At 46.2% G+C, this 13,512-nt stretch carries 10 protein-coding genes; all 10 read left to right on the forward strand.

Going from position 1 to position 13,512, the window contains the following annotated elements; all coding sequences use genetic code 11:
- Window positions 1-48: 48 nt before the first annotated feature.
- The 10 genes from pyrH (at window position 49) to nusA (ending at window position 13,495) form a co-directional block, all read left to right on the forward strand.
- Window positions 49-777 (forward strand): UMP kinase, encoded by a 729-nt coding sequence (gene pyrH, locus ACFSVM_RS06650; RefSeq protein ID WP_047909690.1) that lies wholly within the window; start codon window positions 49-51, stop codon window positions 775-777.
- Window positions 777-1,331, forward strand: a complete 555-nt coding sequence (frr, locus tag ACFSVM_RS06655; protein ID WP_076311121.1) for a ribosome recycling factor — start codon at window positions 777-779, stop codon at window positions 1,329-1,331. The genes pyrH and frr overlap by 1 nt, the downstream gene beginning before the upstream one ends.
- Window positions 1,332-1,424: 93 nt before the next feature.
- On the forward strand, window positions 1,425-2,192 hold the full coding sequence (locus ACFSVM_RS06660; RefSeq protein WP_090722969.1) for an isoprenyl transferase: 768 nt from the start codon (window positions 1,425-1,427) through the stop codon (window positions 2,190-2,192).
- Window positions 2,193-2,208: 16 nt separating this feature from the next.
- On the forward strand, window positions 2,209-3,003 hold the full coding sequence (locus tag ACFSVM_RS06665; RefSeq protein ID WP_379260995.1) for a phosphatidate cytidylyltransferase: 795 nt from the start codon (window positions 2,209-2,211) through the stop codon (window positions 3,001-3,003).
- Window positions 3,004-3,059: 56 nt separating this feature from the next.
- Window positions 3,060-4,199: a 1-deoxy-D-xylulose-5-phosphate reductoisomerase gene (locus ACFSVM_RS06670; RefSeq protein ID WP_379260997.1), complete on the forward strand. Its 1,140-nt coding sequence runs from the start codon at window positions 3,060-3,062 to the stop codon at window positions 4,197-4,199.
- 141 nt (window positions 4,200-4,340) lie between these two features.
- Window positions 4,341-5,612 (forward strand): RIP metalloprotease RseP, encoded by a 1,272-nt coding sequence (gene rseP, locus ACFSVM_RS06675; protein WP_379260999.1) that lies wholly within the window; start codon window positions 4,341-4,343, stop codon window positions 5,610-5,612.
- Between the two features lie 77 nt (window positions 5,613-5,689).
- Complete coding sequence (proS, locus tag ACFSVM_RS06680) at window positions 5,690-7,138, forward strand: proline--tRNA ligase (protein ID WP_090722964.1); 1,449 nt, start codon at window positions 5,690-5,692, stop codon at window positions 7,136-7,138.
- 148 nt (window positions 7,139-7,286) lie between these two features.
- Window positions 7,287-11,603 carry a PolC-type DNA polymerase III gene (locus ACFSVM_RS06685; protein ID WP_379261001.1) on the forward strand — a complete coding sequence of 1,439 codons (4,317 nt, stop codon included), beginning with the start codon at window positions 7,287-7,289 and terminating at the stop codon, window positions 11,601-11,603.
- A 202-nt stretch (window positions 11,604-11,805) separates the two neighbouring features.
- Window positions 11,806-12,264: a ribosome maturation factor RimP gene (rimP, locus tag ACFSVM_RS06690; RefSeq protein ID WP_047909683.1), complete on the forward strand. Its 459-nt coding sequence runs from the start codon at window positions 11,806-11,808 to the stop codon at window positions 12,262-12,264.
- Between the two features lie 133 nt (window positions 12,265-12,397).
- A complete protein-coding gene (nusA, locus tag ACFSVM_RS06695; RefSeq protein ID WP_047909682.1) occupies window positions 12,398-13,495 on the forward strand; it encodes a transcription termination factor NusA in 1,098 nt (365 codons plus the stop codon).
- Window positions 13,496-13,512 lie beyond the last annotated feature (17 nt).

Genomic DNA, 13,512 nt, shown 5'->3' on the forward strand with positions numbered 1-13,512 from the left:
TGCTTATTTGACGTGGGGAAGCGTCATTTTGAAGTGGAGGGTGAACATTTGAAACAGCCTGTATTTAAAAGGGTAGTACTTAAGGTCAGCGGTGAATCGCTGGCAGGACAAAATGGATACGGCATCGATGCGGAAACGATCTCATCTATTGCTAAGCAGGTCAAAGAAGTTGTGGAATTGGGTGTAGAAGTTGCCATTGTATGCGGTGGAGGCAACATCTGGCGCGGCATCGCAGGTAGTGAGAACGGTATTGACCGGGCTACTGCAGATTACATGGGTATGCTCGCTACGGTGATGAACTCCTTGGCGCTGCAGGATGCGCTTGAGCAGATTGAAGTGCCGACTCGTGTTCAAACTTCAATCGCAATGCAGCAAATTGCAGAGCCTTATATTCGCCGCAGAGCGATTCGTCATCTCGAAAAAGGACGCGTCGTTATTTTTGCAGCAGGAACAGGTAACCCATTCTTCTCCACAGATACGACAGCAGCACTTCGTGCAGCAGAGATTGAAGCTGAAGTGATCCTGATGGCAAAAAATAAAGTGGATGGAGTTTATTCTGCAGATCCATTTAAAGACAGCACAGCTGTGAAATATGAGCAATTAACATATCTTGATGTATTGAACAAGAACCTGGGAGTTATGGACTCCACTGCTTCCTCACTCTGTATGGATAACAACATTCCACTCATTGTATTCGCTATTACGGAACAAGGTAATATCAAACGTGTTCTGCTTGGCGAAAAAATTGGAACCATCGTTAAAGGGAGTGTAGACTAATGCCACAATCAATTAAGAAGAATGCGGAAGAGCGCATGGACAAAGCGATTCAAGCACTGAAACGGGATCTATCAACACTTCGCGCAGGTCGTGCAACGCCTGCACTGCTTGATCGTATTCAAGTTGAATATTATGGTGCAATGACGCCTCTGAACCAGCTTGCAAATATTAACACACCGGATTCCCGTACGCTGATGATTCAGCCTTGGGACAAATCCTCTCTCGCTGATATCGAGCGTGCGATTATGAAATCTGATCTGGGACTGACTCCAGCGAATGATGGAGCAATGATTCGTTTATCGATTCCTCCGCTTACAGAGGAGCGCAGAACGGAGCTGGTTAAATTCACGAAGAAATTCGGTGAAGATGCAAAGGTTGCGATCCGTAATATTCGCCGTGATGCGAACGATGATATTAAGAAGCTCGAAAAATCCGATATTTCGGAAGACGAGTCTCGCAGACATCAAGACGATATTCAAAAAGCAACAGACAAGTTTGTTGCTGAAGTAGATAAAGTTCTTGCTGCAAAAGAAAAAGAAATTATGGAAGTTTAATTAAGCATAGCATACGGCCCCTCCGCCTTCGGTGGGGTTTGCTCTTTTCACAAGAGTGAAAAGAAACTTCATGGGAATTTTGGAGGAAGTCGAATGATGAAACGCTTTCGGTCATGGTTAAACGGTGATGACAAGAAAGAACTGCCACAGCTGTCCAAGGATAACATCCCGAAGCATGTTGCTATTATTATGGATGGTAACGGAAGATGGGCTAAACGGCAGGGCTTGCCCCGTATTATGGGTCATCAGAGTGGCATGAAGGCTGTTAAACGTGCTACGATAGCTGCAAATGATTTAGGTGTGGAATATTTGACCATGTATGCCTTTTCCACCGAGAATTGGACCAGGCCAAGAGACGAAGTTGATTTTTTGATGAGACTGCCCGTTGATTTCTTATCACAGGAACTGGATGAGCTCATTGAAAAAAATGTGCGCGTCCAAATGATGGGGCATGAAGAGCAGCTTCCGGAGCATACCATTAAGGCGGTCAAAGAGGCGATTGAAAAGACAAAACACAATACCGGGCTGGTACTGAATTTTGCTCTGAATTATGGCAGTCGTAAGGAGATTACGGAGGCAGTAAGATCACTAGGCCTTAGAATTGAAGCCGGGGAACTTCAAGCAAGTGAGATTACGTCTGAGCTGATCGGGGAACATTTGTTAACAAGCAGCTTGCCTGATCCTGATCTGCTTATACGTACGAGCGGTGAGCTTCGTTTAAGTAATTTCATGTTGTGGCAGCTTGCTTATAGCGAGTTGTGGTTTACTGACATTTATTGGCCTGAATTCGAAAAACAGCATTTGTATGAGGCTGTAGCTGAATATCAGCAAAGAACGAGAAGATATGGCGGTTTGAAGTAATGGAGGATGGACCAAGTTGAAACAGCGAGTCATAACGGGAATTGTTGCCGGAGTTTTTTTTCTGGGATTTGCCATATTGGGAGGAACTTGGTATAACCTTCTGATCCTCTTGATGTCTCTGATCGGTTTATATGAATTTATTCGGATGACCAGGGTCTCACCTTTTGGAGGAACTGCATTTATAGGCTATATTAGCGTTCTGATACTCGTATTTCCATCAATACTCACAGGCTTAGATATATCATTGTCGCATATTCAGATCATATGGCTCTTAATGCTGCTGTTCCTCACTGCTACAGTAACAACCAAGAACAAACTGACCGTTCAAACAGCGGCACTGATGTTTATTGGTGTCGTATATGTTGGAATCGGTTTTTATTATATTGCAGCAACTCGTCAGTTAGAGGATGGTTTGTTCTGGACCTTTATGATTCTAGTCAGTATATGGGGCAGTGATGCCGGTGCCTATTTTGTCGGTAAAACGATCGGTAAGCATAAGCTCTGGCCTGTGATCAGTCCGAACAAAACGATCGAAGGAGCTGTCGGGGGCATTGTCATCGCAGTTATCATTTCGATAGGCTTTGCGTTGTTATCCGATGGAATTGTCGGTGTTGGAAATGCAGTGCTGATCGGACTGTCCTCTGCAATTATTGGACAAATGGGAGATTTGGTACAGTCTGCATACAAGCGTGTGTATGGAATTAAGGATTCGGGCAGTCTGCTCCCTGGGCATGGCGGTATTCTTGATCGCTGTGACAGCTGGATATTTGTATTTCCGTTTGTACATATGCTCGCACTGATACCTTACTAGCAGAAGGATGTATAGATACAATTGTGCGATCGAAGACATGACATGAGGTGTACCATATGAAGAAAATATCAGTTCTTGGTTCCACAGGTTCTATTGGAACTCAGACATTGGATGTCATTTCAATGCATCCGGATAAATTTCAAGTAGAAGGCTTGTCAGCCGGATCGAATGTGGAACTGCTGATCGAGCAGACGAACGTATATCATCCTAAGAAAGTCTCTGTAGGCCGTAAGGAAGATATCGATAGGGTCAAATCCAATGTTCCTGCGGGCACCGAAGTATACTTCGGTGAGGAAGGATTAATAGAAGTGGCTGCTGGAACCGACGCAGAGATGGTAATTACAGCGGTCATGGGTAGTGTAGGCCTCAAATCTACTCTTGCGGCGATTAAGGAACGGAAGCAAATTGGGCTTGCGAATAAGGAGACTCTTGTAACTGCTGGTCATCTGGTTACATCACTGGCCAAGGATAATGGTGTGCAAATTATACCCGTCGACAGTGAACATTCGGCCATATTTCAATGTCTGAACGGCGAAGAAATTCGTGAAGTGAAAAATATAACACTGACAGCCTCAGGCGGATCTTTCAGACATTTATCCCGAGATCAGCTGCAGCATGTGACGGTGGAGGATGCACTGAAGCATCCAAACTGGTCGATGGGTTCCAAGATTACGATTGATTCTGCAACAATGGTGAACAAAGGACTTGAAGTTATCGAAGCTAGATGGCTGTTCGGTCTTCCTTACGAGCAGATCAATGTCTTGCTGCATCCAGAGAGTATTATTCATTCTTTTGTCGAGTTTCAGGATACGAGCATGATTGCACAGATGGGGAATCCTGATATGCGAGTGCCGATCCAATATGCACTAACTTATCCGAATAGGCTGCCTTCACCTGCAAAGTCTTTGTCGCTCGCAGAGATTGGATCTTTGCATTTTAAAGAGATGGATATGGAACGCTTCCCTTGTCTCCGGCTTGCTTTTGAATGCGGCAAAATGGGAGGTACGGCACCAACGGCATTTAATGCGGCCAATGAAGTCGCTGTCGCGCGGTTCCTAACAGGTGAAATTTCCTTCCTTAAGATTGAGGAAATTATTGAGCGAGTGATAGAAACTCACAGCAATGCGCTAAATCCTGACCTTGCTGAAATTGACAGAGTGGATCAATATGTCAGAAAGCTGGCGGGACAAATGTAAACAAGGTTTCATCCTGCTTACTTGATTTAATAAGGAGATGCGGCATAAAAGATTTGATTCTCTTGTATCCTCTATCTGAATAATGATAATGTAAGTAGGACATGACTAGCTCTTCTTAAGTAAAAGGAGGATGGAAGTAACTTGGAAACCTTGCAAATTGTAGTACTAACAGTGCTCATGTTTTTCGTCATTGTGACGGTACATGAATGGGGCCATTACTATTTTGCCAAGCGTGCGGGAATTCTCGTTAGAGAATTTGCCATCGGTTTTGGTCCAAAGCTGTTTTCTTATAAGTATCAGGAGACGGTGTTCACCCTGCGTTTGCTTCCGTTTGGAGGATATGCACGGATGGCGGGTGAAGATCCCGAGCTTATTGAGGTTCAACCAGGTCAGACGATTGCGATTAAGTCAGCGGACGGACTGGTGAAATCGATATACCTTGATCAGCTGGATAACCGCAAAAACGTGGTGCGCGGAGAAATCCTGTCCATCGATCTGGAGCGCAGACTTATGATCGAGATGGATGTTGATGGAGAGAAGCAGCAATTCCCTGTCCATCCACAGGCTATGCTCATTGCAAGAGGACAGGAGACACAGATTGCTCCTAAGGATCGCCAGTTTAACAGCAAAACGGTCGGTCAAAGAGCGCTGGCCATTTTTGCCGGACCGTTTATGAACTTCTTGCTGGCCTTTGTCCTGTTTGCGATCCATGCCATGATCGCCGGCACCCCGGTTGAGAATCCAACTTATGTGAAGATTGGTAATGTTACTGAGGGGATGCCTGCTGCAGAAGCCGACCTTCGTAAAGGCGATATCATTGAAACCATTAATGGTGAAGCCATTGGTGGAGATTACAATAAAATGGTGACGATGATTGCTGAATCGATGGACCAACCCATGGATTGGACTGTACGAAGAGGAGACGAGGTATTCAATCTAAGTATTACCCCGAGAGCAATGGAAGGCCAGGAAGGTGGAAAGGTCGGAATCACATCTGAAATACCTACTGAGGATGTCGGATTCTTCCAGTCCTTTGCTGTAGCCGGCAAAAATATGGTCACAACAACGGAGAGCATATTTGAAGGTTTCCGGATGCTGATTGCTCAGTTCAACATCGATGATCTGGGCGGACCGGTTCGTACCTTTGAAGTGACGGGGCAAATTGCGAAGCAGGGTATTTTACAGTTGACACAATGGACTGCAATCCTTAGCCTATATTTAGGGATATTTAATCTGTTGCCGATTCCAGCACTGGATGGAAGCCGACTTATCTTCTTGGGGATTGAAGGGCTTCGCGGCAAACCGATTGATCCGAATCGTGAAGGTATGGTGCACTTCATTGGGTTCGCGATGCTGTTCTTGTTAATGATCGCTGTAACCTATAACGATATTTTAAGATTGATTAATGGATAATTGTTGCTCGCATATCATTTATGAACCGTAAGGTCTAAGGATGGTGTGTGAACTATGGGAGGACGGAAACGAGTCTTATGTCGAACGATAAACAGTTTGTCACTGAAATTACACCCCAGTCAGAGGATTTCTCTCGCTGGTATATAGACACCATTAAGAAAGCAGATCTGATGGATTATTCTCCAGTTCGGGGATGTATCGTATTCAAACCGGATGGCTATGAAATCTGGGAGCATATTCAGGAAGAGATGGACCGCCGTTTCAAAGAAACAGGCCATCGTAACGCATACTTCCCGATGTTTATCCCGGAGAGCTTCTTCCAGAAGGAGAAAGAGCACGTGGAAGGCTTCAATCCTGAACTGCCATGGGTAACAGAAGCGGGTGGAGAGAAGCTTGAAGAGAGACTTGCTATTCGTCCTACCTCGGAGACGATCTTTGGACATATGTATTCCAAATGGATTCAATCCTATCGTGATCTGCCAGTGATGATCAATCAGTGGGCCAACGTGGTACGGTGGGAGAAACGTACGATGCCTTTCTTGCGCACAAGCGAGTTCTTATGGCAAGAAGGCCATACTGCTCATGAAACGGAAGAGGAAGCTCGTCAGGAAACGATGCAAATGCTAGAGGTGTACCGTGAGGTTGTTGAGAATGTTCTGGCGATTCCGGTTATCAAAGGGCAAAAGACCAAATCCGAGAAATTTGCCGGTGCAGTGGACACCTTCTCCATTGAGGCCATGATGAAGGATGGACGTGCGGTTCAAGCAGGAACCTCCCATTACATGGGTACAAATTTCGCCAAAGCTTTTGAAATACAGTACTTGAATCGTGAGAATACGCTGGAGTATGCACATACCACTTCATGGGGGACAAGCACGCGTCTGATTGGTGCCATGATTATGGTGCACGGTGATGATCGTGGACTGGCACTGCCTCCTAAGGTTGCGCCTACACAAGTGATCATGATTCCAATTGGACCTCCGAAGACTCGTGATCAAGTTGTTGGCCGAGCGGATGAGCTGTATGCAGAACTGAAGAAGGCCGGTATTCGTGTGAAAATGGATGATCGCAGTGATGTACGTCCTGGCTGGAAATTTAACGAATACGAAATGCGTGGTGTACCTGTGCGCCTGGAGATCGGTCCTCGTGACATGGAGAATGGAGTATGTGTGCTTGTATCCAGAATCTCCGGTGAGAAGAAGGTGGTTCAGCAGGCAGATCTGGTTGAAGAGATCAAGGCAATGCTGGAGCAAGTACAGAACGAAATGTTCGAGCGTGCCCAGAACTTCATGAAGGACAACTTCTACTCTGTTAATACGCTTGACGAGATGAAGGAACTGATGGAAGAGAAACGCGGCTTCTCACTTGCCGGCTGGTGTGGTTCTGACGCTTGTGAAGACAAGGTCAAAGAAGTGACAGGGGCGACGAGCCGTAACATTCCGTTTGAACCTGCTGAGGAAAAACATACCTGTCTGGTATGTGGACAGAAAGCCGAACATACGGTAGTATTTGCTAGAGCATATTAATTTTTTTTGAGCGTATTTTTTGAGCGTATAAGTGTAAGAGAATGACAAGCTTCTGTCCGAAATGAGACGGTGCCTTTTAGCGGATCGGTTCCCATTTTTGCGTGCAGAAGCTTTTCATGTTCTATGGTTTGAAACGGGGGGAGAAAGATTGAACGGAACGGATGAGAAAAGAAAACGGTTTGAGCTGCTGATGAAGCAGGTTGATTTGCCGGCGGGCATCGTGGAGCCTCATTTTATTGACGGCTTTATCGACCAGGTGGAAATCAGCCGCATGAATCGTGAATGGCACATCACCATTACAAAGGATACACTGGTTCCCGCTCCTGTCTTTAAAGCATTCTGTCTGCATATTCGAGATAAGATGAGTCATATTGCCAAAATTTCATTTACTTTCAACTACGGTTCGGCTGTATCTGAAGCAGATATCGTGGCAGAGTATTGGAATCTGTTCCTGGAGTGGGTCCATCAGCAGATTCCATCTGTTAATGGCTGGATGAACCGGGCGACGCAGGAGGTCGAGTCGGGTCTGCTTACGCTGACGATGAGTGATGGCATGGCGCTGGAGCTGGCTCGCAAGAAGCAGATTGATCAGGCAATAACCACGTATTATGATCGTTACTTCAAGCTACCACTTAAAGTGAAAATGCTGGTTGGCGAGAGCAACCGGGAAGAGCTGGAGAAGTTTGAACAGAAGAAACGGGAAGAAGAACGTGTTGTCATTGAGAACATGATGAGCATGATTGAAGCCGAGATGGCCCCTGTAGAGGAAGAAGAGGGCGACGTCAGGCTGCAAATGGGCTATGAGATTAAGGAGCCGGCTGTCCCCATCCAGGAAGTGCAGGATGAAGAGAAGAAGATTACGCTACAAGGAACCGTATTCGGTCTGGACAAAAAAGAACTCCGCAACGGTAATACACTTTACATGTTCTATTTGACCGACTTTACGGATTCCATGCAGATGAAAGTATTTGCGAAGTCCAAAGAAGATGTGAAAATTATGAATCTGCTGGCAAATGGCAAATGGGTGAAGGTACGAGGACGAGTTGAGTACGACCGGTTTATGCAAGTGCCTGAGCTCGCCATGATTCCGTCAGATCTCGTCGAGGTACAGGCACCGCCGACACGTAAAGACAACGCAGCAGAGAAGCGAGTCGAATTTCACCTTCATACGAAGATGAGTACGATGGACGCGGTAACCTCAATTGATACGTATGTCAAAACAGCAGCCCAATGGGGTCACAAGGCGATCGCTGTAACGGATCACGGAGGTGTTCAGGTCTATCCGGAGGCAGCCAAGGCAGCCAAAAAGCACGGCGTCAAAATGATTTACGGACTCGAGGCCAATATCGTCAATGATGCTGTTGAGGTTGTTATGAAGCCGCAGCCCTTGGAGCTGAAGACAGCAGAGTATATTGTATTTGATATAGAGACAACAGGTTTATCGGTAACACAGAATAAGATCATAGAAATTGCAGCGGTAAAAATGCAGGATGACAAGGAAGTCGACCGATTTGCGACCTTTGTGAATCCTCATGAGCGAATTCCATATAACATTCAGCAGCTCACCAACATTAATGATGAGATGGTCAAGGATGCTCCAGAGCTTGAGCCCGTATTGCATGACTTCGTCAAGTTTGTGGGGGATAGTATATTAGTGGCGCACAACGCGAGATTTGACATCGGCTTTATTCAAGCCAATCTCAAAACAATCGGAATGGAGCCGCTGGAGAATCCCGTACTGGATACACTGGAGCTCGCTAGATTGCTGCACCCAACGATGAAAAATCACCGCTTGAATACGCTCGCGGATAAATATAAGGTTTCGCTTGAGAATCATCACCGGGCGATTGACGATACGATTGCGCTTGCCGGCATACTGACAGGGCTGCTGAATGATGCTGCACAGCTGAAGGGGATCACGATGCTGGATCGGCTGAATGATTATGTTGGGAAGGACCTGTCGAATGCTAGGCCGTTCCATAGTGGAATTTATGCACTCAATGGTACAGGCAAGAAGAATCTGTACAAGCTGGTTAGCCTGTCCCATACGGAGCATTTTAAGCGGGTTGCAACAATTCCGAAGTCGAAGCTGGTGGCTCATCGAGATGGACTGCTGATCATGTCCGGCTGCGAGAAGGGTGAGTTTTTTGAAGCTGTACTCAATAAATCGGTTGAAGAAGCAGAGGAAATCGCGCAGTTCTATGACATTTTGGAGATTCAGCCAATTACGATGTATATGCATCTTGTTGACAAGGGACTCGTAGCAACGCCGGACGAGATCAAAATTGCAATTCGTAAAGTCGTCGAGATCGGTGAGAAGCTGGGCAAACCGGTCGTCGCGACAGGGAATGTCCATTACCTTGATCCAAGAGACAAAATTTATAGAGATATTACGATTCACGGCATCACCGGGTTTAGTCCACTCAAGGATATGCGCAAGCCCGATGCTCACTTCCGTACGACGGACGAAATGCTGGAGGAATTCGAGTTTCTTGGCAAGGATAAAGCTTATGAAGTGGTCGTCACGAATACGAGTGAGCTTGCGGATCGCTTTGAAGAGATACAGCTCTTTCCCAAAGAGCTCTTCACCCCGATTATTGAGGGAGCGGAAGAAGAAATTCGCAGCAAGTGCTATGATACAGCCAAGTCCATATATGGCGAGGAAGTTCCGGATGTCGTCGTCAAGCGGCTGGAAAAAGAGCTGGAGCCTATTATTAAATTTGGTTTCTCAGCCAACTATCTTATATCAGAGAAGCTGGTTAAGAAATCGAACGAGGATGGATATCTCGTTGGCTCTCGGGGGTCTGTAGGTTCCTCTGTCGTAGCAACATTCCTTGGTATATCCGAGGTTAATCCGCTGCCGCCGCATTATATTTGTGTTAACCCGGAATGCAAGCACAGTGAATGGTTCCTTGATGGTAGTGTGAAAAGTGGATTTGACTTACCGGCGAAGGATTGTCCTGAATGCGGTAATGCGTTTAAAGGCGAAGGTCAGGATATTCCTTTTGAAACGTTCCTTGGCTTTAAGGGAGACAAGGTTCCCGATATCGATCTTAACTTCTCAGGTGAGTATCAGCCGAAGGCTCACCATTTTACAAAGGTCATGTTCGGTGAGAAGAGTGTATACCGTGCAGGAACAATCGGTACAGTCGCGGAGAAGACGGCGTTTGGTTTCGCGAAGAAATACGAGGAGGCCCATCATAAATCCTGGAGAGGAGCGGAGCTGAACCGGCTTGCATCAGGATGTACGGGCGTGAAGCGGAGTACCGGACAGCATCCGGGCGGAATTGTGGTTGTACCAGACTATATCGAAGTGGAAGATGTGACACCTGTGCAGTATCCGGCGGATGATACAAGTGCAGAATGGAAAACAACGCACTTCGACTATCACGCCTTCGAGGATAACCTGCTCAAGCTGGATATACTGGGTCATGATGACCCGACGATGATGCGGATGCTTCAGGATTTGACGGGGGTTGATCCAACCACCATCCCAATGAATGATCCTAAGGTTATGAGCATGTTCAATTCGACGGATGCGCTTGGAGTGACTCCAGAACAGATTCGCACTCCAGTCGCCACCTACGGTGTGCCGGAGATGGGGACCAAATTCGTAAGACAGATGCTGCAGGAATCCCAGCCGAGCACTTTTGCTGACCTTCTGCAAATTTCAGGGTTGTCCCACGGAACAGGCGTATGGCTAGGGAATGCTCAGGAGCTGATCAAGAACGGGACCTGCAACATTAAGACCGTAATTGGCTGCCGGGATGATATTATGCTGTTCTTGATATATAAGCATGGCATGGATGCTGCACTAGCCTTCAAAATTACCGAGAGTGTACGTAAAGGTAAAGGCCTCAGCCAGGAATGGATTGATGAAATGAAGAACTGTAAAGTTCCACAGTGGTACATCGATTCCTGTCTAAAAATTCAGTACATGTTCCCGAAAGCCCATGCGTCAGCTTACGTTATATCGGCAGTTCGCACAGCATACTACAAGCTGTATTATCCGATCGAATATTACGCAACCTATTTCTCAGTGCGTGCTGAAGATTTTGATATTGAACTGGCATGTCAGGGATATGAAGCCATATCTAGGAAGATTGTTGAGATTGAGCAGCTTGGCTTCCAGGCTTCGACCAAAGAGAAATCGATGCTGTCCGTGCTGGAGATGGCGCTGGAGATGACAGCACGGGGATTCAGCTTCAAAATGATTGATCTGTATCGTTCCGATGCGACACGCTTTACGATCGATGGGGATTCCTTGATTCCTCCGTTCTCTGCGCTTGCAGGGATTGGTGACAATGCGGCACGCAATATTGCAGCAGCACGTGAATACGGAGAGTTTCTGTCTATTGAGGATTTCCAGCAGAAATCGAAGGCGAGTAAGACGGCGGTGGAGCTGCTCACACAAATGGGCTGTTTCCGTGGCCTGCCTGAGAGCAATCAGCTGTCACTCTTTTAGTCAGCAAAAAAGGGCTGCTATTGGCGAGACAGTGAGTCAAGTGACTATACTTGTCACTAATGTCTGACTATGTTATAATTTTTATGGTAATCATGAGGATAAAACCGTTGCTTAAAGAGTGGGGAAACCCACTCTTTACTCTTTGGTATACACTTTAATTTGCCGGTTTACCGGAACGAACCTGACTTGGAGGTTACCTTATTTGAGCACAAAGATTAAAACTACCGTGGAAGAAATGATTAAGCCTTTTCTGGATGAGCATGAATTTGAGCTCGTAGATGTAGAATACGTGAAAGAAGGAAGCAACTACTTTCTGCGTGTTTACGTGGATAAAGAGGGTGGTATCGATCTGGATGATTGCGGATTGATCAGTGAATTTTTAAGCGCTGAGCTGGATAAGAAGGATCCGATCCCTGATGCATATTTTCTAGAAGTCTCTTCTCCCGGTGCTGAACGCCCCCTGAAGAAGTCTGCCGACGTGGCCAAGGCGGTAGGAAAGAATGTGTACGTCACTACATATGAGCCGATAGGCGGTCTGAAGGAATTTGAAGGCGAATTGTTATCTTTTGAGAACGAAGAATTGGTTATTGCCTCCGGTAAAAAAGAGCATGCCGTTCCTTATTCAAAAGTGGCGAGTGCACGTTTGGCCATTGTTTTATAAGTGTTAAATTTACACACGATATGATCAGATTCGTCCCGCGTGCAACGGCAAGGTTCTCTTTTGTGTTTCTGTATAAAGAGAACTTCGCCGTTTTACGCTATGGATGACATGTTTGAAAGGGGGATTTACATTCATGAGTATGGATTTTATTGAAGCGATGAATGAACTGGAAAGGGATAAGGGGATTAGCAAGGACATTTTGTTCGAAGCAATTGAAGCTGCGCTAATTTCGAGCTACAAGCGTAATTTTAATACTGCGCAAAATGTTCGTGTTGACATGAACCGGAATTCCGGTGTTATCCGTGTATATGCTCGTAAGATGGTTGTAGAAGAGGTGCTCGATCCGCGGACTGAAATTTCTTTGCCTGCCGCTAGAGAGATTAACCCGCATTTTCAGCTTGAGGATGTAGCAGAGATCGAAGTGACTCCAAGAGATTTCGGTCGTATTGCAGCTCAAACAGCTAAGCAGGTGGTAACACAACGTATTCGTGAAGCGGAACGCGGGCTTATCTATAATGCTTTTGTTGACAAAGAAGAGGACATTGTTACAGGTGTCGTGCAGCGCCAGGATTTACGCAGCATTTATATCGACCTCGGCAAGGTAGAGGCCGTTCTTCCTCTTACTGAGCTGATGCCGAACGAGAAATTTGTGCACGGGGATCGGATCAAGGCCTATATTACTAAGGTTGAGAACACGACAAAAGGCCCGCAAATTGTGCTTTCCCGCACACACCCTGGTCTTCTTAAGCGTCTGTTTGAACTTGAAGTGCCTGAAATCTTCGATGGTGTAGTTGAGATTCGTTCCGTTGCACGCGAAGCAGGCTTCCGTTCGAAGATCGCCGTTCATTCTCGTAATGAAGAGGTTGATCCGGTGGGATCCTGCGTAGGGCCGAGAGGAACTCGTGTTCAAACGATCGTTAACGAGCTGCGCGGAGAGAAAATTGATATCGTGAAATTCTCGGAATCGGTTGAGGAATATGTTGCTAACGCACTGAGCCCATCTAAGGTTCTGGAAGTTCAGGTGTTTGAGAATGAGAAGATGGCCCGAGTGATTGTTCCGGACTATCAGCTGTCTCTAGCGATTGGTATCAAAGGTCAGAATGCGCGTCTTGCTGCCAAGCTTACGGGCTGGAAGATTGATATTAAGAGCGAGAGCCAGGCAGAGCAGGAATTTGGCAGAGAAAAAGACTCTTCTGGTGAAATGCATCAGGATTCCATCACCGTCGATTAAGCTGTACTGAAGTGATT

The sequence above is a fragment of the Paenibacillus shunpengii genome, from assembly GCF_042684905.1.
In the GTDB taxonomy this organism is placed as follows: domain Bacteria; phylum Bacillota; class Bacilli; order Paenibacillales; family Paenibacillaceae; genus Paenibacillus; species Paenibacillus shunpengii.

Bases quoted from the DNA above. Each gene is read 5' to 3' on its own strand.
- frr (WP_076311121.1), top strand. From the start codon at position 777: ATGCCACAATCAATTAAGAAGAATGCGGAAGAGCGCATGGACAAAGCG.
- ACFSVM_RS06660 (WP_090722969.1), top strand. From the start codon at position 1,425: ATGATGAAACGCTTTCGGTCATGGTTAAACGGTGATGACAAGAAAGAA.
- ACFSVM_RS06670 (WP_379260997.1), top strand. From the start codon at position 3,060: ATGAAGAAAATATCAGTTCTTGGTTCCACAGGTTCTATTGGAACTCAG.
- proS (WP_090722964.1), top strand. From the start codon at position 5,690: ATGTCGAACGATAAACAGTTTGTCACTGAAATTACACCCCAGTCAGAG.
- nusA (WP_047909682.1), top strand. From the start codon at position 12,398: ATGAGTATGGATTTTATTGAAGCGATGAATGAACTGGAAAGGGATAAG.